Consider the following 20,640-nt stretch of genomic DNA (forward strand, 5'->3'; position numbering starts at 1 on the left):
TGCCGGTAGTGCTGGCGGTGATCTACCTGTTGATCGTCGCCACGCCGCGCTATGAGGCGGAATCGCGGTTCTTCGTGCAGTCGGCATCCGGCCAGCAGGGCGGCGGCGGCGCGGCCGCCAGCCTGCTCACGACGGGCAACTCGGGCGGCATGCTGGGCGGATTCGTCGACGGCTGGGCAGTTGCGGACTTTCTGAAGTCGCGCGACAGCATGCAGCAGCTGGACAAGAAGGTCGGCCTGCGCCGCTATCTGATGAACGATGGGCTGGACCCGTTCAACCGCCTGGCCGAGGATTCCAGCGAAGACGATCTGTACCGCGCCTATCAGGCGTCGGTGCACGTGTCGTTCAACGCGCTGGAGCAGATCGACGTGCTGCGCGTCAGCGCGTTCTCGTCGGAAGACGCGGCCACGCTGTCCCGGGAGCTGATCGGCCTGGCCGAGCAGTTCGTCAGTTCGATGAACGAGAAGGGTGTTGCCGACAAGCTGAAGGTGAGCGAAGAGTCGGTCAAGTTTGCCGAGGAAAAGGCGCTGGCGGCGCGCGACGCGTTGACGACGTGGCGCACCAAGCACGGCAACATCGACCCCAGCGCGACGGTGTCGATGCTGCTGAACCTGTCCAGCCAGCTTGAAGGCGAGCTGAGCACCGCGCAGATCAATCTGGACAAGATCCGGGCGCTGGATAACAAGGACCATTTCATGCTGAAGCCTGCGCAGATGCAGGTGGCGGCCCTGAAAAAGCGGCTTGCATCCGTACGCCAGCGCCTGAGCGGCGACGGCAATACGGAAGCCAAGCAACTGAAGGAATACGAGGCGCTGCGCAATGCGCAGGTGTTTGCGGATTCCAACCTGACGCTGGCGCAGCAGTCGTACCAGCAGGCGATGACGGACGCGCTGCGCCTGCAGCGGTATCTGTCGATCATCGCGCAGCCGGTGCCGACGGATCGGCCCAGCAGCCCGCGCACCGGCATCCTGCTGTTGCAGGCGCTGGCACTGGGATTTGTGCTCATGTTCATCGCACGCGTCGCGATGGCTTTGTTGAGGGGGCTGCGTCATGGTTGATACGGTCATTGAAAGCCGTCGGCCGGACGCCGGCGCCGAACCGCAGGACGCCACGGCGCGCCTGCGCGAGGTCATCGGACAGATCCGCGCGTCGGCAGACCCGGCGAGCGGCATGGCCGCGCTGGAACCGGCGCTGCGCCCGGCCAAGGACGGCTGGCGCGAGGTCCGGCGGCTGCTGGTCTCGCCCGACGTGAAAGAGGGCAAGCTGGCCTCTGCCATCGCGGCGCTGGAAACGCTTGTCGCGGTGTATCCCGCGCGGGTGGACGACAGGCGCCTGCTCGCCAGTCTGCTTGGCCGCCTGGAGCAGTGGGACAGGGCGATCGCCGAAGCCGATGCCGCCGCCGGCATCGAGCCCGGCAATGCGTCGCTGCATGCCGCGCGCATCCAGATGCGTGTGCAGGCGGGACGCGTGCCCGAGGCGGCGGAAGTCGCCCGCACGACCCTGCCGCTGGCGCAGAGCGCGCCCGAAGACGCTTATGCGTGGATGATGGCCTTCGTGCGTAATGGGGACATCGCCGAAGCCTCTGGCATCGCGGCGTCGCTGGATCCAGACAAGCTGCCCAATGAACGCGTGGCGACAATGGCGGTGCGCGCATTGCTGGCCGACGGCCGCACTGCGGCTGCAATCCGTCTGGGCGACGGCGCGCTGCGCGCGGGCCAGGATTGCGCGGCGCTGCGATCGTCGCTGGGGCTGGCGCATCTGCGGCGCGGCACCGAAGACGATCGCAAGACCCATGCGCTGACGCACTTCGAGGCCGGCCTGCAGGCCGCGCCCGACGATGTGCGGCTGCTGACGCTGCACGGCGAAACCCTGCTGCGCGCCGGACGCTACAAGGATTCCGTGGCGCCCTTGGCGCGCGCCATCGAACTGGCGCCGGATCTTGAGCAGACGCGGGGCCTGTACGCCCGCGCACTGCGCTACACCTTGCAGTACGACGCGGCGGCCGAGCAGATGATGTTCCTGCTGAAGAAGTCGCCGGACAACTTGCTGTGGCAGCGGTCCGCCATTGGCGCGCTGTCGCAGGCCGGGCGCAAGGAAGAGGCCGAGGCGCTGTTCGAGCAATACGTCGCCAAGCGTGGCGCGCGGCTGCCGGAGACCTTCCAGGAAGCGTTGGCGCGCATGGAAGACCAGCTCGACACCGCGCCGATTCCGCAGGCGCGGCTGGACTGGGCCTGGTCGATGCGCGGCGACACCAGCATCGATCGCGCCACGTGGGAACGCCGCGCGCGTTGGGGCCACATGATCGACCATCTGTTGTTCGACTGGCTCGAATGCCGCGAGGAGCGCGTCGAAGAAGCGATGGCCATGCTGGGTGAGCTCGATACCGGCGAGCGCTTCTTCGCGCCGCTGCTTGCCGCCGGCCGCGGCGTCGTGGTCGCCACCGCCCACGTCGGGCCGATGTATGCGGGCCTGATGGCGCTGGAACTGGTCGGCATTCCGTCGCGCTGGCTGGCGTCGGCGCCCAGCATCGCCCGCAGCAGTTACGCCGAGGCGCTGATCTCGACGGCCGACCAGACCGAGGCGCAGGTCGCCAAGGCCTGCATGCGCGCGATCAACTCGGGCTTTGTGCTGTGCCTGGCCATCGACGGCGCGGCGAATCCCGCCGCGCCGCGCACGACCTTCGAAGGCCAGGACGTCACGTATTCCGGATTCGCGGCGCATCTGGCGCACCGGATGGGTGTGCCGTCGGTGTTCTACGCGCCCCGCTGGGAGAACGGGCAGGTGGCCTACACGCTGGAAATGCTGCCGGCCGCCAATCCCGGCGAGGACGCGGACGCGTACGCGCTGCGCTGGCAAAAGGCGTACTTTGAACGGCTGCGCGAGCATCTTGCCGGCCCGCCGGAGAACCTGCGGTTAAGCGGCGGCATCTGGCGCCATGTGACGGCGGCGGATCCGTCCGCGTGAAATTTGAGGGAGCGGTTGCGATGCGACTTCGAAAGACAGTGATGGTGTGGCTGCTGACGCTGACCGGCTTGTATGGCGGGGCAGCGGCAGCAAGCGGGCAATGCGCGGCGCCCGATGAACACTGCCCGTTCGTAGCCAGCTTGCTGGCGCAGCGCGAAGGATATGGCGCCAAAGCCACGGGCGGTCTGGGCGGCAAGTTCATCGAGGTGACTTCGGACCAGGACGCCGGACCCGGTACGCTGCGCGCCGCGCTGGCGCAGGCCCGCAAGGGACCGGCATGGATACGCTTCGCGTCCGACATGACGATCGTGCTGAAGTCGCAGTTGCGCGTGCCGTCCAACACGACCATTGACGGCCGCGGCAAGCGTGTCGCCCTGATCGACGACGGCCTGGGCGTGTATGGCGCGAAGAACGTCATCCTGACGCATCTGACGATCGACGGGCGGCTCACGCGGCTTACGCAGGCCGTGAATGTGGCCAACGACAGCCGCGATGTGTGGGTCGACCACATGGACCTGTCGCGGATGTCGGACCGCCTGCTGAACGTGAAGAACGGCTCGACCGACGTGACGATCTCTTGGACGAAGTTCCACAACTCGAACAAGGTCATGCTGCTGAACAACATCACGTCCAAGAATCTGTTCCAGAACTACGAGCGCGATTCGATTGCGCGCGTGACGCTGCATCACAACTATTTCTTCAACACCGTGCAGCGCAATCCGCGCGCGCAGTTCGGCACCTTCCACCTGTTCAACAACCTGCTCGAAAACTGGGACTTCTACGGCATGAGTTTCAGCCTGGAGGCCAAGGCGCTGGTCGAAGGCAACATCTTCAACAACGACGCGCAGCGCAAGTGCGTCGAGCCCGAGTTCTACCCCACGGTGGAAGGCATCAACGTCAACTACTGCCGCTACATCCCGATTGCGCCGGCACGCAGCGCACTGGACAACGGCGACTCCGATCGCGGCGCCTATGAAAAGCGCAAGGCGGATCACGGCTACACCCGCGATTTCAAGGCCTTTCTGCGGTTGAAGGACAACCTGTATCTGGGCGATGCCAAGCCGGTGCTCAAGGACTATCGCCCCGAGTCGGCGCCGACGCCGTCTTACTGCTACGGCTACGAGAAAGCGACGCCCGAGCTGGCCGAGAAGATTCGCAAATTTGCCGGTAATACGTCGGGCGATACACCCTTGCCGGCAACGCGCACCGGCGCGGGTTGCCCGGGCTGAGGTATGCTCGTCCCCGCGCTGATTTTGTAGTTTTCTGATTGTGCGCATTTCCACAAGAAATCAGGATTTCTTGCGTGATTTCATCAGGTGAGGAACCATGTCCGACATCGTCGTATTCGTTCGTAACAAAGCACGCTTTGGCGACCAGATTGTGGCGTTTCCTGCGCTGTACCAGGTCAAGAATCTGTGGCCGGACAAGCGTGTCCGCGTTGTCTCGCGGTTTGACGTGGAGGCCTTCTATACGCAGCTGCCATGGGTGGATCAGTTCGTCCGCGCAGAAGCATTCGGCGATCAGGTCAAGGCGCTGCCCCCACGCGCCAGCGCGTCGTTGACGCTGCATCATTCCAGCGAGCGCTTTGCGCTCATCAACCTGCTGCGCCGGCCCAAGTTGCGGCTGGGCTTCAGCAACCGCCGGCTCGGCGACTGCGTCTGGACGCACTCCCACACCAAGGACATCCGCGAATACATCGGCCTGGCAAACCTGCGGTTGCTGTCCACGCTGCAGGAACACGATCCCGAAGCGATTGCGCGCCAGTGCTTCGTCGAAATCGGCCGACCCTGTGCGGGCAAGGTGCAGCCGGCCGACATCGTCCTGATTCCGGGCGGCGGCGCCGGGCAGTTCAAGCGGTGGTCGCTGGATCATTATGTTGCGCTGGCCGACCTGCTGCAGGCGCGGCTGGGCGGTACCGCCAATTTCACGTTTGTCCTGGGTCCGGCCGAAGCGGCCGAGCGCCAGCGCCTGAAAGACATGAATCGGCCGGACTTCCGCCTGGAATGCTCCCGCTCCGTGGCCGAGCTGGTCGCACTGATGCAGGACGCGCGGCTGATCGTCTCCAACGACTGCGGCCCTTCGCATATCGCGCAGGGGCTTTGCGTGCCCTACGTGGGCGTGTTCAACGAATCGAATCCCGAATGGTTCTGGGCGCGCGATTACACCCGCGACGTCGTGCCGGAAGCAGGATCGAAAGCGATCAATTCGATTCATCCGGGGCGCGTGTTCGAGGCGTGCATGGCGGTGCTGGCCCGGTAGCGGTCTGACGCGGCCCGCCAATGAAAAGCAGCCACCCGATCCGGGTGGCTGTTGTCTTTCGGCGTTCAGGGTGAGCGGGTCACCCCGGACGTCATGTCATCACACCCCGATCGGACCGCCGTCGGCACGACGGATCACCACCGTCGACGAACGCGGGCGGACGACGCCCGTGGTGGCGGTGGTTGCATCTTCCGTGTCGTAGGCCGGCCAGTTCACCGGGTGCTGGATGTTCAGGAAGATGCTGGTGTAGTCCGGCGTGAAGGCAAAGCCCGTGACTTCGGCTTCGTTCGGGCCGACAAAGAAGCGGCGCAGGTCGGCCTGGTTGGTCGCGTTGATGGCGGGGCCCGTGCCGGTGCTGTCGGCCAGCGCGCCGGGGATCACGGCCAGCATCTGGTCGTTGGTCGCCTTGGCCACGTTGTTGTTGCGGCCGCCGTCGATGCCGTTGTCGGTCTGGATCCACAGGATGCCGCGCGGGTCGATGCCGATGCCGTCCGGGCTGGCCAGCTGGTTCAGCGTGGTCAGGCCGGAACGGTTGGTGTCGGCGTCGGCGCCGGCGTCGGAGCCAAACACGAAGATGTCCCACTTGAACTTGGTCGAGCCCGGCTCGTCGTGCCAGCGCACGATGTGACCGTTGACGTTGTTCAGGCGCGGGTTGGCCGGGTTGGTGCCGCGGCTGGCGTTGCGGCTGGAGTTGTTCGTCAGCGTCAGGTAGATGTCGCCGTTGGTCGGGTGCGTGGCCGTCCATTCCGGGCGGTCCATCGGCGTGGCGCCGACGAAGTCCGCGGCGCCGCGGGTGTTGATGATGATGTTTTCGAGGCTGCCGAACTCATCGGCCAGCGTGCGGCCGCCGGCGCCCACGGTCGTGCCGGTGAGCGCGATCCATTGGCCCGTGCCATCGGCGTCAAAGCGCGCGACGTACAGCGTGCCCTTGTCCAGGTACTTCGCGCCCACCGCGAGACGGTCGGTGCGCTCGGCGTCCTTCGGATCCCACACGGCTTCCGACACGAAGCGATAGATGTATTCAAAGCGCGAATCGTCGCCGCTGTAGAAGGCGAGCGGCTTGCCGGCTTCGGGCAGGCTGTAGGCGCAGCCTTCGTGCGCGAAGCGGCCCAGCGCGGTGCGCTTGGTGGCAATGCTGTTCTCGTTGTAGGGATCGATTTCGACCAGGTAGCCGAAGCCGTTGACCTCGTTGCGATAGTCCTGCGTGAAGTCGGCGCCGGTCTCGGTGATGTTGAAGCGCGCGAATTCGCCCTGGACTTCCAGCGGGTCGTTGGCGCCCGTTTCCCATTCGTAGCGGCCCTTGTCGTCAGGCACGCCGACGCGCTGCTGGTGCGCGGGACGCGTGCCGGTGTTCACGAAGCAGGCGGCCCAGTTTTCTTCGGCCGTGATGTACGTGCCCCACGGGGTGTAGCCGTTGCCGCAGTTGTTGTTGGTGCCGCGCACCATCGTGCCGTTGGGCGAGTACGGGGTCTTGACCCAGTCCGTGCCGCCGACGGGGCCGGCCAGTTTCATCGGCGTGGCCGACGTGAAGCGGCGGTTGTAGCGCGAGTTGTGAACGATGGTCCAGCGGCCGTTCTCAAGGCGCACGTGCAGGATTGCGACGCCGTGCGCGTTGATTTCCTTGCGGATTTCCTCGATGGGGCGCTTGCCGGCGACGGTGGTCGCGCCGTTCGGGTGCAGCGCCTTCTGGTCGATGTATTCGTGGTTGACCGCCAGCAGGCCCTCGGTGGAGCTGCCGTTGATCGGGAAGAAGTGCATGCCGTCGTGGTGCATGCCGGTGGAGTTCAGCAAGTCAGTCGAGCTGTTGTTGCCGTTGCGGTCCCACGGATTCGCGTTGTCGTTGAACGGCGTGCCCCACGGTGCGAACACATGGGCGATGTAGCCGGCCGGCACGACACAGGCGTCGGTCATGGAGGTGGGCAGCGACTCGAAGCCCAGCTTGACCGGGGCCGGCGCCGGAGGCGTCTCCGTGCCGGGCTGTTCCGGCGCGGGGTTCTGGCCACCGTTGCCGGCATCGTCGTCATCGTCGTCGCTGCCATTACAGCCGGCAAGACCGAGGCTGGTCATCGTCGCGAACGCAGCGGCGATACCGCCGCGCATCACCATGCGGCGGGACATGTTCTTTTCGAGAATCTCGCTGAACGGGGTGCTCTTGCTGGGATTGCGGACGGTCTTGTCGGAGATGGACTTGCTCATTTGAACTCCTGGCTTTGGGTCTGATGCCCGATGGGGACGAGCAATACTAGAAGTCCGAAATGAAAGGTTAATGACAGATGACTGAAACCTGTTGCGCCTGCGCCATCTTGTCCAAAACAAAAGGCTGACGCCGCGTGCGCGGGCGTCAGCCTGTGGATGCAAGGGGCGGGCGTGCTTACCGGTTTTCGTCGTCCATCGTCAGCGCGCCGTCCTTCATGATGCCTTGCGCGATTTCCTCGGCGGACTTGCCCGCAAAGCCATGCTCGCCTGCGGTGATGCGCAGGCTATCGCCGTCCAGCGGGCTCATCAGCGTGGCCGAGGACAGCAGAATGCCGTTTGCGCGAAACTGCACGCGTTGGCCCACGCGCTCGCGCGTGAAATTCGCCAGCGTCTTGACGCTGTCAGGCTTGAGCTTGATGTCGACGACGCGCGCGTTCGTGTGCGGATCGGCGCCGGGCGTGACCTGCTCGACCTGCAGCGTGACGGACTCGGCGTGGGCGGCGAAGGGCAGGGCGGCGGCGAGCGCCGCGGCCAGTGCGCTGGCCAGAACAGGATGTCGCATTGATGGCATGGGGACGCTCCTTCTGATGGACGACGCTCCATCCTATACGGATCGCGGCAGACGGGGATGACCGTCTGATATATTCCTGACGAAATTTTGCCGGCGTGCGCCACGCTGGCGCCGGTGAGGAGTGACCATGATTGCACGCGCCACCTGTCTGTTGTCCATCGCCCTGCTGGCCGGTACTGCGCAGGCCGGCTCCGCGCCCGCATCGCTGTCGTGCATATCAGAGAGCGGCAAGGTGGCGTTGAAGGGCGACATTCCTTCGCCGTCTTCCGATGAACTGGCGCTGACGCTGACCTATGCGACGGCCACGCTGTCGTTCACGTCGGATGAGGCGCCCGGTTATGTCGTCGCCAATTTCCCGCAGTCGGTGTTCACGCTGGTCGCGCCGGCGGATGGACAGGCGCTGACGCTGTATGCGCTGCCGTCCACCGTGGCTGTGAAAAAGACGGCTGATGGCGACATGGCCGGCACGTTCCAGGCCCGGCTGCTGGGTCCGCGTCCCGGCGGCAAGGCGGCCAGCGGTTATCCGGCGCCCCTGCAAGCCACGTTGAACTGCGACTACCGGTATTCGCTGTAAACCGCGCGCCGGCGTCATCAACCCTTCCTCGTTTTGCGTGAAGCTGCCGGATTTGACGGGCGGGATGCCGCACGCCCACAATCGGCCGAACGACCACCCGCTGGCGGATCTTCGATTTCCGCCGCCACCATCTCGGAGGAACATCCCATGGCAGACGCTGACCCCAAAACCCAGACACCAACCCAGGCGGAAACCCAGGCGCTGTTTGACCAAGGTCTGGAACTGCGCCGTGAAGTGCTCGGCGCCGATTACGTCGATGGCTCGATCGCGCGCGCCAACGATTTCATGATGGCGTTCCAGCACATCACGACCGAATGGTGCTGGGGCTACACCTGGGGCCGCCCCGGGCTCGAGAAGAAGACGCGCAGCATGCTCAACCTGGCCATGCTGACGGCCCTGAACCGGCCCGCCGAGATCAAGCTGCACGTCAAGGGTGCGCTGAACAACGGTGTGACGGTCGAGGAAATCAAGGAGATCCTGCTGCAGGCCACGGTCTATTGCGGCATTCCCGCGGGCCTGGACGCTTTCAAGGTGGCCAACCAGGTGCTGGAAGAGGAAGGCGCGTTCAAGGCGCAGCAGGGATGACTCGCCCCGGCACTGGGTCGGCGCGCCCTTGAAGCCGGGGGAAAACTGAAAGCGGCGGGAAGAGCGGCGGATTTCGTGCGGTTCTTTCCTGCTTGCCCGCATCGGGAGCGGGCTATGATGACTTGTAATCCGATGTGTTACAACTACAAAAATTTTGAAATAAACGGCACATGTTTCGCTGCGGGCTTGCGCGCACGGCGAGACTGCGTCTGACATCACGCGTTTGCGCCTTGGGCGCTGACGCATTTTCCGGCATAGTTTGTGACGGCAAGGCCCGGCCGGGTTCCGTCGCGATAGCAGTATGGCTACACAAACGCAGTTTCCCGCTCCCACGCGCGTGATCGCTGCCTTCGACTTCGACGGCACGCTCACTCAGCGCGACACATTCATTCCCTTCCTGGCCCATCTGTCGTGGGTCGGCTTGCTGGCGGCGTTCGTGCGGACCGCGCCGGCGCTGACGGCGTTCGCGCTGCGTCTGCGCAGCAACGAAGAGGCCAAGCAGTCGCTCTGCCGCGCCGCGCTGCGCGGGCGCTCGCGCACCGAGCTGGCCCGCATCGCCCGCGCGTGGGTGCACACCATTCCGCTGCGGCCCGCGCTCATCGAGCGGCTGCGCTGGCACCAGCAGCGCGGCGACCGCTGCGTGCTGGTCAGCGCCTCGCCCGACATCTACCTCGACGACGTGGCCCGCTACCTCGGGTTCGACGACCTCATCTGCACGCGCATGGCGGTCGATGCGCAGGGCCGTCTGACCGGCGACTTTGACGGACACAACTGCTGGGGCCCTGAAAAGTTGCGGCGCCTGACCGAGCGCTACGGCGGTCCGGACCAATATGAACTGCACGCCTACGGCGACAGCCGTGGCGACCAGTGGCTCATCGACGCGGCCCAACATGCCTGGTACCGCGGGCAGGCGGTCAAGCCATGAGGGCGCTGATTTCCCTGCTGCGTCCGCAGCAATGGCTGAAAAACGGCTTCGTGCTGATCGGCCTGATCTTCAGCCACGGATGGACGAACCCCGCGCTGGTGTTTGCCGTGGGCGTGGGCTTTGTCGCGTTCTGCCTCGCGTCCAGTGCGGTCTATGTCCTGAACGACTATCACGACCGCGCCGCCGATGCGGCGCATCCCAAGAAGCGGCTGCGCGGCATTGCCAGCGGACGGGTCGGCCTGCCCGCGGCCCGCGCGCTGATCGTCGTGCTGTTTGGCTCGGCGCTCGGCCTGCCGCTCGTGTGCGGGCTCTGGCCCGTGGCGCTGGCCGTGGCCAGCTATCTGACCCTGAACATTGCCTACACCCTGAGCCTGAAGCACAAGGTGCTGGTCGATGTGTTCTGTATTGCTGCGGGCTTCATGATCCGCCTGGCTTGCGGCACCTTTGCGGTGGGCATCATCCCGTCGCGCTGGATGCTGCTGTGCAGTTTCATGCTGACCCTGTTCCTGGGTTTTGCCAAACGCCGTGCCGAGATCGCGTCGGCGCCTCTCGATGCCCCGGCATCGCAAGGCAGCACACGCACCGTGCTGCGCCACTATTCGCCGCAGCTGCTGGACATCCTGGTGGGCATTACCGCCAGCACGACGCTGCTGGCGTATGGCCTCTATACGGTGGACGACATCACCGCCGCGTTGCACGGCACGCAGCATCTGATCGTCACGCTGCCCATCGTCACCTTCGGCGTCTTCCGGTATATCTACTTGCTGTACAAGGGCGGATCGGGCGAAGAGCCGGGCCGCGATCTGCTCGCCGACAACCAGATCCGCCTTGCGGTGCTGGCCTGGGTGGCGGTGGTGGTTTTGCTGGTAAGGACGTAGACATGGCATATCTTTGGCTGATCCTCAGCGGGGCCTGCAGCGTGGTGGCCAGCGTGGCGCTCAAGGCGGCGGGGTCCGCCGCAGCCCACGGGCCCACACCGTCCTTGCTGACGCAGGCGCTGCCCTATGCGGGCGCCATCGGCGCGTACGGCCTGGGCTTTGGTTTCTACGCGCTGGCGCTGCGCCAGCTCGATCTGACGCTGGCGTATCCGCTGATGGTGGCCTGCGCGATTGCGGGCGTGTTCGTCTACGGCCTGCTGTCCGGCACGGAGACCATCACGGCCATGCGGATGGCCGGCGCGGCGTTCATCGCCGTCGGCGTCTTCCTGGTCTCGAAGTAGGCGCAGCCATGCAACGCCTGTTTCAAAGCGCGTGGTATCGCGGGTTCCTGCTGTGCTGCGCCTACGTCGTCGTGGCGGCCGCCGTGATGAACGGGTTCTACACCAAGTGGCGGCTCAACGACGGCCATGCGGCGCTCGGGCTGTCGCAGATGGTCGAGGGCACGGCCCACCGTCCGTATGTGTATCGGCAGTTCGTGCCCGCGCTGGCCAACGGCATCCAGGCGTTGCTGCCGCCGGCCACCGTGGCGCGCCTGTCCGAGCGTCTGGCCGAACCTCGGCGCGTGAACAGCCGTTCGGGTCTGGCGATGCGCTATCCGGCGTCCGAGGCCCTGCTGCCGGCGGTCACCTTGCGCTACCACCTCGTCTACTACCTGACGTTTGCCGCGCTGTTGGCTTCGCTGTTCGTCATGCGCCGCGTGGCGCAGCAGGCGGGGGCGGGTGCGGTGGCCGCGACGGCAGCGCCTGCGGTCCTGGCGATGATGGTGCCGTTCTTTTTGACCGAGGGCGGCTACTTCTACGATTTCGTCGAACTGCTGTTCATCATGAGCGCCGTGCTGCTGGCGCTGGGCGCGTCGCGCCAGACGCCGGTCCGGCTTTGCGCGCTGGCGGCGCTGGCGGGGCTGGCGACGTGGAACAAGGAAGCCTTCTTCTTTTTCACGCCCGCCCTGTACCCGCTCTTGCGGCGCAACCTGCCGCGCCTGCCGGCGGCGGGCGTCGTGACGGTGCTGCTGCTGGTGAGCGGCTGCGTCTATCTGGCGCTGCGCATGCGTTACGCGGGCAATCCCGGCTCCACCGTGGATTTCCAGCTGTGGGACAACCTGCGCTACTACGTTGACCCCCGTAACTGGCTGCTTACCGAGAACACCTATGGCGTTCTGCTGCCGCGCGGCTTCAGTCTCTTCAGCATCCTGGCGTTCGCGGGCATCGCCATCAATGGCTGGCCGCGGCTGCCAGATGCCCTGCGCGGGCACGCGAAGCTGGCGCTGGCCATCAACGTGCCGCTGTTCCTGTTGTTTTGTTCGCCCGGCGAAATGCGCAATCTGAGCATGCTGTATCCGGCGCTGCTGTGCCTGCTGGCGCTGGCGCTGGCAAAGTGGCTGGGGCCGCAGACCGCGCCCCAACCGGCCGTCTCCCTGGAAGTCCGATGATCCGTTTTTTCAATAGCGTGGGCTACCGCCGATTCCTGTTGGCGATGCTCTATGTCATGGTCGCTGCGGCGGCCTTCAATGGTTTCTATACCAAGTGGCGCCTGAACGACGGGCACGGCCCGCATTCGCTGGCGTCCATGGTCGACGGCACCGCGTACCGGCCTTACGTGTACCGCCAGTTCGCGCCGGCCATCGCCAATGGCATTCAAGACCTGATGCCGGCCGCGACCGTCGAGCGCCTGTCCGAGCGGCTGACCGACCCGCGCCGCGTGAACAGCCGGTCAGGACTGGCCATGCGTTTTCCCGCGTCGGAAGCGATGCAGGCGCCTGTGACGCTGCGCTATCACATCGTCTATTACCTGACCTTCCTGGCGCTGCTCGGCTCGCTGTTCGCCATGCGGTCGGTGTGCCTGCGGGCGGGCGCCAGCGCAACCGCCGCCACCGCGGCGCCGCTCGTCATTGCGTTGCTGCTGCCGTTCTTTCTGACCGAAGGCGGCTTCTTCTACGACTTCTTCGAAGTGCTGTTCATGGCATGCGCGATTCTGCTTGCCTGGCGCATCCCGGTCGAACGCCCCGTGCGCGCGGCAGGGCGGCTGGGCCTGCTGGCCGTTGTTGCCGCAATGGCCACCTGGAACAAGGAGGCGTTCTTCTTCTATGTCGTCACGCTGTATCCCATTCTTCGGCTCAGCCTGCCGCGCCTCAAGGCTGCAACCGTCGTTGCGGGGCTGGTGTTCGTCTGCGGCTGCGTGTATCTGGCGCTGCGCGTGCGCTACGCGGGCAACCCGGGCGGTGCGGTGAGTTTCCAGCCGGGCGCGAATTTCTTCTACTTCCTGGACCCCGGCAACTGGTTCCGCACCGAAAGCACCTACGGCGTCGCGCTGCCCAAAGGGCTGAGCGCCGTGATGGTGTTGATGATCGCGGGCGTGGCCGTCACCGGCTGGCGCCTGCTGCCCGCGCCGTTCCGGTTGCACGTGCTGATGGCGCTGGCGGTCAATGTGCCGCTCTTTCTGCTGTTCGCCGCCGAGGGCGAGGCGCGCAACTTGAGCATGCTGTATCCATCGTTGCTGGCGCTGATGGCGATGGCCTTGACGGCCTGGATGAACACTGCCGCGCCGACCGCGGCGGGCGTTGATCGCGCGCAAGCGTAATCGGCGGTGCGCGGGTTTACCCCATACCCGCTCATCGCCAAAATTTGTATGATGACCCGATAACTTCTATTCAAGAGACATCGTCGTCATGCCTGCTTCGCCGCGTCTGCTGTTCGTTGCCCGTCCCTGCCGCCCGGGGACATTCCATGACTGAAGAAGCCCGCATCCGCGAAGAAATCTGTACCATCGGCGCAAGCCTCTATGCGCGTGGCTATACCGTCGGCGCGGCCGGAAACATCAGCGCCCGGCTGGACGACGGATGGCTCATTACCCCCACCGACGCCTGCCTGGGCCGGCTGGATCCTGCCGAGCTTTCCAAGGTCGATCTGGACGGCAACTGGGTCGCCGGCGGCAAGCCGTCCAAGACCTTGCTGCTGCATCAGGGCATCTACCGCGCCAGCCCGGATTCCCGCGGCATCGTGCATACGCACTCCACCCATCTGGTCGCGCTGACGCTCGCGGGCGTGTGGCGTCCGGACGAGGTATTGCCGCCGATCACGCCCTATCAAGTCATGAAGGTGGGTCGCATCCCGTTGATCGGCTATCGCCGTCCGGGCGACCCGCAGGCGGCAGCCGAAGTCGCCGCCGTGGCGGGGCAGGTGCGCGGCGCCTTGTTCGAGCGGCTGGGCCCGGTGGTCTGGGAAAAGTCGGTGCCCCACGCGTCATTTGCGCTCGAGGAACTGGAAGAAACCGCCCGCCTGTGGCTGATGACTCAGCCGCGTCCCGAGCCGCTGACGGACGAGGCCATCGAGACCCTGCGCGCCACGTTCGGCGCCCGCTACTGATCCGCTTTTTCGTACAAAGCCTGCCGGCCGCGACAGCGCGGATCAAGGCGGCGCATTCTTGATGGAGACTGGTAATGCCCCCGATGGAACTGGCGTCCCACGCCGCGCCTGCGGCTTCGTCGCCGCCCGAGTCCCGCGAAACCGCTCGCGCGTATGCCAAGGTGTTCTGGCGGCTGGTGCCGTTCCTGATGCTTTGCTATGTCATCGCCTACCTGGACCGCGTCAACGTCGGCTTCGCCAAGCTGCAGATGTCGCAGGACCTGGGCTTCAGTGAAACCGTCTTTGGCCTGGGCGCCGGTGTCTTCTTCATTGGCTACTTCCTGTTCGAAGTGCCCAGCAATCTGCTGATGCACCGGCTGGGGGCGCGCATCTGGATCGCGCGCATCATGATCACCTGGGGCATTCTGTCGGGCATGTTCATGTTCGTCGAAACCCCGACGGGTTTCTACATCCTGCGCTTCCTGTTGGGGCTGGCCGAAGCCGGGTTCTATCCCGGCGTGATCCTGTACCTGACCTACTGGTACCCGGCCCACCGCCGCGCAAAGATCATCGCGCTGTTCATGTCGGCCATTCCCGTGGCGGGCATCTTCGGCAATCCGCTGTCCGGCTGGATCATGGAGGCCTTCCATGGCATGCACGGCTTGCAGGGCTGGCAATGGATGTTCCTGATCGAGGCCGTGCCGGCGCTGGTGATCGGCGTGGTCACGGTGATGTATCTGGACAATGGCATCGCCAGCGCCAAATGGCTGAGCGACGACGAAAAGAAGCTGCTGACGCGCGAGATCGAACAGGACCAGAAGGAGACAGGCACGCAGAAGCATTCGCTGCGCGCGGTGTTCGCCGACAAGCGCGTGTGGTGGATGTGCCTGATCTACTTTGCCTTCGTCGCCGGCCAGTATGGCTTGACGTTCTGGATGCCCACGCTGATCAAGTCCACGGGCGTGACTGGGGCGTTCAACATCGGCCTGCTCAGCGCCATCCCCTTCCTGTGCGCCATCGTCGTGATGAATCTGCTGGGCCATTCCGCGGACCGCCGGCGCGAGCGCCGCTGGCACCTGATCGTGCCGGCGCTGGCGGGCGCCGTAGGCTTCTCGGCGGCGGCTTCTTTCGCCGACAACACCGTGGTGTCGCTGGTGTTCCTGTCCATGGCGGCCGCGGGCGTGCTGACCTGCGCACCGCTGTTCTGGTCGCTGCCGACCGCGTTCCTGTCCGGCACGGCCGCCGCCGCCGGCATCGCCATCGTCAACTCCGTGGGCAACCTGGCCGGCTTTGCCAGCCCCTACATGATCGGCTACCTGAAGGACCTGACCAGTTCCACTGCGTCCGGCATGTACGTGCTGGCGGGCGTGCTGGTCATTGGCGCCATCGCGGTCTGGTTCACGCCGGCCAAGCTGGTCAACCGCTAGCGCGGCGTCCGCAATCACCTCAGCATCAAAGGAACCGACATGCCGCGCCTGGCCGCAAACCTCAGCATGATGTACACGGAACATCCCTTCCTGGAGCGCTTCGCCGCCGCGGCGCATGACGGGTTCACGGGGGTGGAATTCCTGTTTCCCTACGATTTCACGGCGGCCGAGATCCGATCGCGCCTGGATGCGCACGGCCTGACGCAGGCCCTGTTCAATGCGCCGCCGGGTGACTGGGCGGCGGGGGAGCGCGGCATCGCATCGCTGCCTGGACGCGAAGACGAGTTCAAGCGCGGACTGGACCAGGCGCTGGAATACGCCGCGGTGCTGGGCAACCGCCATCTGCACGTGATGGCAGGCCTGATCCGTCCCGGCCAGGACCGCGCGGCGCACCGGGATGTCTTCGTCAGGAACCTGGCGCTTGCCGCGCGCACGGCCGCCACTGCTGGCGTGACCGTGGTGATCGAACCCATCAACACGCGCGATATTCCCGGCTTTTTCCTGAACCGGCAGGACGACGCGCAGGCCATTCGTCATGACGTGGGCGCGGACAACCTGAAGGTGCAGTTCGACATCTACCACTGCCAGATCGTCGAAGGCGACATCGCCGTGAAGCTCGAACGCGATATGGCCGGCGTTGGCCACATCCAGATTGCGGGCGTGCCAGACCGTCACGAACCCGATCTGGGCGAACTGAACTACCCCTACCTGTTCCAGCGTATCGACGCGTTGGGCTATCAAGGCTGGATCGGCTGCGAATATCGCCCGCGCGCCGGAACGTCCGAAGGCCTGGGCTGGGCCCAACCCTATCTCACCCATCGTTGAGCATCCCATCATGAAGATACTGATCACCGGCGGCGCCGGATTCCTGGGTCAGCGGCTGGCGCACAAACTGCTCGAGCGCGGCACGCTGTCGCTGGAAGGCGGCAAGTCCCAGACCATTACGCAAATCGATCTGCTGGACGTCGTGAAGGCGGATCTGCAGGACCCGCGCGTACGGTCGCTGGAAGGCGACATTGCCGACCCGGCGGTGCTGCGGCAAGCCATCGATACCGAGACGCGCGCCATTTTTCATCTGGCCGCCATTGTCAGCGGACAGGCGGAGGCGGACTTCGATCTGGGCATGCGCATCAATCTGGACGCCTCGCGCGCGTTGCTGGAAACCTGCCGCGCGCTGGGCCACAAGCCGCGCGTCATTTTCACCAGCTCCGTGGCGGTGTATGGCGGCAATCTGCCCGACACGGTGCGAGACGACACCGCGCTCAATCCTCAGTCGTCCTACGGCACGCAGAAGGCCATCGCCGAACTGCTGCTGGCCGACTACACGCGGCGCGGGTTCGTCGATGGCCGTGTGCTGCGCCTGCCGACCATCAGCGTGCGTCCCGGCCGCCCGAACGCCGCGGCGTCGTCGTTCGCCAGCGGCATCATCCGCGAACCCCTGAACGGCGAACCAGCCGTGTGCCCGGTTGGCGCGGACACGCGGCTGTGGCTGCTGTCGCCGCGTGGCGCGATCGCTGCCTTGATCGCGGGCTGCGAGCTGGATGCCGACGCGATGGCGGACCGGACGCCGATCAACCTGCCTGGCGTGTCAGTCACGGCGGCCGAGATGGCGCAGGCCTTGCGCGAGGTCGCGGGCGACGAGGTTGCCGACCGCATCAGCTGGCAGGCGGACGCGCGTGTCGAGCGCATCGTCGGCAGTTGGCCGGGGCGTTGGGACACGTCGCGCGCCACCCGTCTGGGCCTGACGGGCGATGGCAGTTTTGCCGACATCGTCCGCGCCTACATGGCCGACGACCTGAAGCGTTGAGTCGCCGCCTTTCCCTTTTGCATCCCGCTCCCGGACAACGAACGATATGAGCAATTCCACAGAAACACCGCGCCGCGTTGGCGTCATCGGCCTGGGCGCGATGGGCGCGGGCATTGCCCAGAGCCTGCGCCGCGCCGGGCACGCGGTCCACGTTTACGACATCCGCGCCGACGCCGCGGCGGCCTTCGCGGCGCAGGGCGGCGTGGCCTGCGCCAGCCTGGCGGACGTGGCGCAGGCCTGCGAGATCGTGGTCAGCGTGGTCGTCAACGCGCAGCAGACCGAGTCGGTGCTGTTTGGCGACGACGGCCTTGCCGCCGCGCTGCGGCCCGGATCGGTATTCGTCATGTGCTCTACCGTGGACCCCAACTGGTCCGTGGCATTGGAAGGGCGCCTGGCCGAGCAGAGCATCCTGTATCTGGACGCGCCCATCTCCGGCGGCGCGGCCAAGGCGGCTGCCGGCCAGATGACCATGATGACCGCCGGCAGCGCGGCCGCCTACGAGGCTTGCGGGTCAGTGCTGGAGTCGATGGCGGGAAAGGTCTATCGGCTGGGCGACCGCGCGGGCGCGGGAAGCAAGGTCAAGATCATCAACCAGTTGCTGGCCGGCGTGCACATCGCGGCCGCCGCCGAGGCCATGGCCCTGGGCCTGCGCGAAGGCGTGGACGCCGATGCGTTGTATGAGGTCATCACGCACAGCGCGGGCAACAGCTGGATGTTCGAGAACCGCATGCCCCACGTGCTGGCGGGCGACTACACGCCGTTGTCCGCAGTGGACATCTTCGTGAAGGACCTGGGGCTGGTGCTGGATACCGCAAGACATACCCGGTTCCCGCTGCCGCTGGCATCCACCGCGCACCAGATGTTCATGCAGGCGTCGTCGGCCGGCCATGGCCGGGAAGACGACAGCGCGGTGATCAAGATTTTCCCGGGCATTTCCCTACCGGAGGCCAAATGACGATCAAGCTGGGCTGCATCGCCGACGATTTCACGGGCGCCACCGATCTGGCGAACAATCTGGTCCGCGCGGGCATGCGCACGGTGCAGACCATCGGTACGCCGGGCGAGCCGCTGCGGGACGACGCGGACGCTGTGGTGGTCGCGTTGAAGACCCGCACGCTGCCGCCCGACGAGGCCATCGCGCAATCGCTCGCAGCGCTGCAGTGGCTGCGTGCGCAAGGGGCCGAACAGATCTACTTCAAGTACTGCTCCACGTTCGACAGCACACCGCAGGGCAATATCGGGCCGGTCACAGATGCGCTGATGACGAACCTGGATACCGCTTTCACCATCGCGACGCCGGCGTTTCCCGACAACAAGCGCACCGTGTTCAAGGGCTATCTGTTCGCGGGCGACGTGCTGCTCAACGAATCCGGCATGCAGCATCACCCGCTCACGCCGATGACCGACCCCAACCTCGTGCGGGTGCTGGCGGCGCAAACGTCGCGCAAGGTGGGCTTGATCGATTACAGCGTGGTCGCGCGCGGCACCGCCGCCATTCGTGAACGCATCCAGGAATTGATGTCGCAGGGCATCGAGATCGCCATCGTCGACGCCGTATCCAACGACGACCTGCTGGCACTGGGCCCGGCGCTGCACGGCATGCCGCTGGTGACGGCCGGTTCCGGTGTGGCCATCGGATTGCCCGGCAACTGGGGGCTGTCGGCCACGGGTTCCGCCGGCGTGGTGCGCGCACAAGGCTTGCAGGCCGTCGTGGCGGGCAGTTGCTCCGCCGCGACGAACGCGCAGGTGGCGGCCTTCATTGAAAGCGGCCGGCCCGCGCTGGCGCTGGATCCCATGAAGCTGGCCGCCGGCGAGGACGTGGCGGGGCAGGCGCTGGCCTGGGCCGAGCCGCGCATGCAGGACGGCCCGGTGCTCATCTATTCCACGGCGCAGCCTGACGCCGTCAGGCAAACCCAGGGCGCGCTCGGCGCGAGCCAGGCGGGCGCCATGATCGAAGCGGCAATCGCGCGCATCGCAGCCGGATTGGTGGAGCGCGGTGTGCGGCAATTGATCGTGGCCGGCGGCGAGACCTCGGGCGCGGTGGTGCAGGCGCTGGGCCTGGAGCAGATCACGATCGGCGACCAGATCGATCCGGGCGTGCCGTGGTGCGCCGGTTATGCGCCGGTGGCGCAGGCCGACATCAGCATCGCGCTGAAGTCCGGCAACTTCGGCAGCCGGGATTTTTTCACGAAGGCGTTTCGCTAGCGGCCTGTGCAGGCCGGGGCGGTGCAGTCCGGGGCGGTGCAGTCCGATATAGCGCTTCAGTCCGGCTCAGCGGTGCGCCTGGCTCAACCGCTTGGCGGCATTGACCATGTGAATGCGGGCGGCTTCCCGGGCGCCGTCCACATCCTTGCGCCGGATGGCTTCGACGATGGCGATGTGTTCCTGCAATACGTCGCGCATCAGATTTGCATGGCGCGCCTCGTTGCCGCGGGTGACGCGTGTGGCGGCTTCCAGGAACTGGCTGACGAACGCAAGGGTGGTCAGAAAGTACGGGTTGCCGGTGGCGCGCGCAATGCTGCGGTGAAAGGCCACATCTTCCTTCACGCCATCTCCGCCGTTGTCCACGGCCTGCGAGATCGCAGCCAGCGCCGCGTCGATCTCCACCATGTCCTGCTTCTTGCGGCTGGCGGCGGCTTGCGCCGCCACTTCGGTTTCCAGGGCGCGGCGCAGATCCACGATATGCAGCACGGCCTCCAGCGACGAGAGCTCGGCCGCGTCGATCCGCAGCGCCCGGTTGCCAGAGTGCCCGGTGACGAAGACGCCGCTGCCTTGCCGCGCTTCAACCACGCCATCCTGGCGCAGCCGCGACACGGCTTCGCGGATCACCGTGCGGCTGACGCCAAACTGTTCGGCCAGCGCGGATTCCGTGGGCAGCTTTTCACCGGGCAGCACGCGTCCTTCGTCGATCTCGGCGAGCAGACGTTTGGCGACCGTGTCGGTCAGGGTGGGAACAGCGGGAAGTCGGGGAAACGCCATGGACGGGGAGTGGGGGGAGAAACAAAAAGGCCCGTCTCGACGTCATCGGCGGGGCCATCGGCAATAGTAACCCG

At 65.9% G+C, this 20,640-nt stretch carries 20 protein-coding genes; 17 read left to right on the forward strand and 3 right to left on the reverse strand.

All coding sequences use genetic code 11. The annotated features are described in order from the left end of the window. The first annotated feature begins 26 nt into the window (after nt 1-26). From MHZ91_RS17405 to MHZ91_RS17420, 4 genes are all read left to right on the forward strand, one after another. Nucleotides 27-1,058, forward strand: a complete 1,032-nt coding sequence (locus MHZ91_RS17405) for a sugar ABC transporter (RefSeq protein ID WP_175139529.1) — start codon at nt 27-29, stop codon at nt 1,056-1,058. After that, nucleotides 1,051-2,964 (forward strand): tetratricopeptide repeat protein, encoded by a 1,914-nt coding sequence (locus MHZ91_RS17410; RefSeq protein ID WP_239214839.1) that lies wholly within the window; start codon nt 1,051-1,053, stop codon nt 2,962-2,964. Before MHZ91_RS17405 ends, MHZ91_RS17410 begins: the two co-directional genes overlap by 8 nt. A 20-nt stretch (nt 2,965-2,984) precedes the next feature. Then, nucleotides 2,985-4,193 carry a polysaccharide lyase family 1 protein gene (locus MHZ91_RS17415; protein WP_239214842.1) on the forward strand — a complete coding sequence of 403 codons (1,209 nt, stop codon included), beginning with the start codon at nt 2,985-2,987 and terminating at the stop codon, nt 4,191-4,193. A gap of 97 nt (nt 4,194-4,290) precedes the next feature. Next, on the forward strand, nt 4,291-5,223 hold the full coding sequence (locus MHZ91_RS17420; RefSeq protein WP_239214845.1) for a glycosyltransferase family 9 protein: 933 nt from the start codon (nt 4,291-4,293) through the stop codon (nt 5,221-5,223). Nucleotides 5,224-5,322: 99 nt separating this feature from the next. Here MHZ91_RS17420 and MHZ91_RS17425 read toward each other — a convergent pair whose 3' ends face one another. Continuing rightward, nucleotides 5,323-7,419, reverse strand: a complete 2,097-nt coding sequence (locus MHZ91_RS17425) for a PhoX family phosphatase (RefSeq protein ID WP_239214848.1) — start codon at nt 7,417-7,419, stop codon at nt 5,323-5,325. Nucleotides 7,420-7,594: 175 nt separating this feature from the next. Then, entirely contained in the window at nt 7,595-7,990 is a 396-nt protein-coding gene (locus MHZ91_RS17430) for a hypothetical protein (protein ID WP_175139495.1), read from the reverse strand. Between the two features lie 127 nt (nt 7,991-8,117). Between MHZ91_RS17430 and MHZ91_RS17435 the strand changes: the two genes are divergently transcribed. The 13 genes from MHZ91_RS17435 to otnK all read left to right on the forward strand — a co-directional run bounded on the left by MHZ91_RS17435 (nt 8,118) and on the right by otnK (nt 19,792). Beyond that, a complete protein-coding gene (locus tag MHZ91_RS17435; protein ID WP_239214850.1) occupies nt 8,118-8,564 on the forward strand; it encodes a hypothetical protein in 447 nt (148 codons plus the stop codon). 147 nt (nt 8,565-8,711) lie between these two features. After that, nucleotides 8,712-9,149, forward strand: a complete 438-nt coding sequence (locus tag MHZ91_RS17440) for a carboxymuconolactone decarboxylase family protein (protein WP_175139497.1) — start codon at nt 8,712-8,714, stop codon at nt 9,147-9,149. Nucleotides 9,150-9,450: 301 nt separating this feature from the next. After that, entirely contained in the window at nt 9,451-10,074 is a 624-nt protein-coding gene (locus MHZ91_RS17445; RefSeq protein WP_239214853.1) for an HAD family hydrolase, read from the forward strand. Then, nucleotides 10,071-10,952 carry a decaprenyl-phosphate phosphoribosyltransferase gene (locus MHZ91_RS17450; RefSeq protein ID WP_239214855.1) on the forward strand — a complete coding sequence of 294 codons (882 nt, stop codon included), beginning with the start codon at nt 10,071-10,073 and terminating at the stop codon, nt 10,950-10,952. Before MHZ91_RS17445 ends, MHZ91_RS17450 begins: the two co-directional genes overlap by 4 nt. Before the next feature lie 2 nt (nt 10,953-10,954). Continuing rightward, nucleotides 10,955-11,293: a multidrug efflux SMR transporter gene (locus tag MHZ91_RS17455; protein WP_175122112.1), complete on the forward strand. Its 339-nt coding sequence runs from the start codon at nt 10,955-10,957 to the stop codon at nt 11,291-11,293. 8 nt (nt 11,294-11,301) lie between these two features. Further along, entirely contained in the window at nt 11,302-12,441 is a 1,140-nt protein-coding gene (locus MHZ91_RS17460; protein WP_239214857.1) for a hypothetical protein, read from the forward strand. Then, complete coding sequence (locus MHZ91_RS17465; RefSeq protein ID WP_239214860.1) at nt 12,438-13,589, forward strand: hypothetical protein; 1,152 nt, start codon at nt 12,438-12,440, stop codon at nt 13,587-13,589. Before MHZ91_RS17460 ends, MHZ91_RS17465 begins: the two co-directional genes overlap by 4 nt. 146 nt (nt 13,590-13,735) lie before the next feature. Further along, entirely contained in the window at nt 13,736-14,374 is a 639-nt protein-coding gene (locus tag MHZ91_RS17470) for an aldolase (protein ID WP_239214864.1), read from the forward strand. A gap of 83 nt (nt 14,375-14,457) precedes the next feature. Then, a complete protein-coding gene (locus tag MHZ91_RS17475; RefSeq protein WP_370633006.1) occupies nt 14,458-15,780 on the forward strand; it encodes an MFS transporter in 1,323 nt (440 codons plus the stop codon). Between the two features lie 39 nt (nt 15,781-15,819). After that, nucleotides 15,820-16,605 (forward strand): 2-oxo-tetronate isomerase, encoded by a 786-nt coding sequence (gene otnI, locus MHZ91_RS17480; protein ID WP_239214891.1) that lies wholly within the window; start codon nt 15,820-15,822, stop codon nt 16,603-16,605. Nucleotides 16,606-16,615: 10 nt separating this feature from the next. After that, on the forward strand, nt 16,616-17,587 hold the full coding sequence (gene denD, locus MHZ91_RS17485) for a D-erythronate dehydrogenase (protein ID WP_239214917.1): 972 nt from the start codon (nt 16,616-16,618) through the stop codon (nt 17,585-17,587). 46 nt (nt 17,588-17,633) lie between these two features. Then, nucleotides 17,634-18,542, forward strand: coding sequence for an L-threonate dehydrogenase (gene ltnD, locus MHZ91_RS17490; protein ID WP_239214919.1), 909 nt, complete (start codon nt 17,634-17,636; stop codon nt 18,540-18,542). Further along, nucleotides 18,539-19,792, forward strand: coding sequence for a 3-oxo-tetronate kinase (gene otnK, locus MHZ91_RS17495; protein ID WP_239214921.1), 1,254 nt, complete (start codon nt 18,539-18,541; stop codon nt 19,790-19,792). The genes ltnD and otnK overlap by 4 nt, the downstream gene beginning before the upstream one ends. Nucleotides 19,793-19,858: 66 nt before the next feature. On the opposite strand, the gene MHZ91_RS17500 is transcribed toward otnK, so the two are convergent. After that, the gene (locus MHZ91_RS17500; RefSeq protein ID WP_175122121.1) at nt 19,859-20,566 is read right to left on the reverse strand and encodes a FadR/GntR family transcriptional regulator; all 708 of its coding nucleotides are present in this window, start codon (nt 20,564-20,566) and stop codon (nt 19,859-19,861) included. Nucleotides 20,567-20,640: the final 74 nt, after the last annotated feature.

Origin of the sequence: Achromobacter sp. ACRQX, assembly GCF_022346505.1 — a bacterium.
Classification (GTDB): domain Bacteria; phylum Pseudomonadota; class Gammaproteobacteria; order Burkholderiales; family Burkholderiaceae_B; genus Achromobacter; species Achromobacter animicus.

Bases quoted from the DNA above. Each gene is read 5' to 3' on its own strand.
- MHZ91_RS17410 (WP_239214839.1), top strand. From the start codon at position 1,051: ATGGTTGATACGGTCATTGAAAGCCGTCGGCCGGACGCCGGCGCCGAA.
- MHZ91_RS17415 (WP_239214842.1), top strand. From the start codon at position 2,985: ATGCGACTTCGAAAGACAGTGATGGTGTGGCTGCTGACGCTGACCGGC.
- MHZ91_RS17420 (WP_239214845.1), top strand. From the start codon at position 4,291: ATGTCCGACATCGTCGTATTCGTTCGTAACAAAGCACGCTTTGGCGAC.
- MHZ91_RS17425 (WP_239214848.1), bottom strand. From the start codon at position 7,419: ATGAGCAAGTCCATCTCCGACAAGACCGTCCGCAATCCCAGCAAGAGC.
- MHZ91_RS17430 (WP_175139495.1), bottom strand. From the start codon at position 7,990: ATGCCATCAATGCGACATCCTGTTCTGGCCAGCGCACTGGCCGCGGCG.
- MHZ91_RS17435 (WP_239214850.1), top strand. From the start codon at position 8,118: ATGATTGCACGCGCCACCTGTCTGTTGTCCATCGCCCTGCTGGCCGGT.
- MHZ91_RS17440 (WP_175139497.1), top strand. From the start codon at position 8,712: ATGGCAGACGCTGACCCCAAAACCCAGACACCAACCCAGGCGGAAACC.
- MHZ91_RS17445 (WP_239214853.1), top strand. From the start codon at position 9,451: ATGGCTACACAAACGCAGTTTCCCGCTCCCACGCGCGTGATCGCTGCC.
- MHZ91_RS17450 (WP_239214855.1), top strand. From the start codon at position 10,071: ATGAGGGCGCTGATTTCCCTGCTGCGTCCGCAGCAATGGCTGAAAAAC.
- MHZ91_RS17455 (WP_175122112.1), top strand. From the start codon at position 10,955: ATGGCATATCTTTGGCTGATCCTCAGCGGGGCCTGCAGCGTGGTGGCC.
- MHZ91_RS17460 (WP_239214857.1), top strand. From the start codon at position 11,302: ATGCAACGCCTGTTTCAAAGCGCGTGGTATCGCGGGTTCCTGCTGTGC.
- MHZ91_RS17465 (WP_239214860.1), top strand. From the start codon at position 12,438: ATGATCCGTTTTTTCAATAGCGTGGGCTACCGCCGATTCCTGTTGGCG.
- MHZ91_RS17470 (WP_239214864.1), top strand. From the start codon at position 13,736: ATGACTGAAGAAGCCCGCATCCGCGAAGAAATCTGTACCATCGGCGCA.
- MHZ91_RS17475 (WP_370633006.1), top strand. From the start codon at position 14,458: ATGGAACTGGCGTCCCACGCCGCGCCTGCGGCTTCGTCGCCGCCCGAG.
- otnI (WP_239214891.1), top strand. From the start codon at position 15,820: ATGCCGCGCCTGGCCGCAAACCTCAGCATGATGTACACGGAACATCCC.
- denD (WP_239214917.1), top strand. From the start codon at position 16,616: ATGAAGATACTGATCACCGGCGGCGCCGGATTCCTGGGTCAGCGGCTG.
- ltnD (WP_239214919.1), top strand. From the start codon at position 17,634: ATGAGCAATTCCACAGAAACACCGCGCCGCGTTGGCGTCATCGGCCTG.
- otnK (WP_239214921.1), top strand. From the start codon at position 18,539: ATGACGATCAAGCTGGGCTGCATCGCCGACGATTTCACGGGCGCCACC.
- MHZ91_RS17500 (WP_175122121.1), bottom strand. From the start codon at position 20,566: ATGGCGTTTCCCCGACTTCCCGCTGTTCCCACCCTGACCGACACGGTC.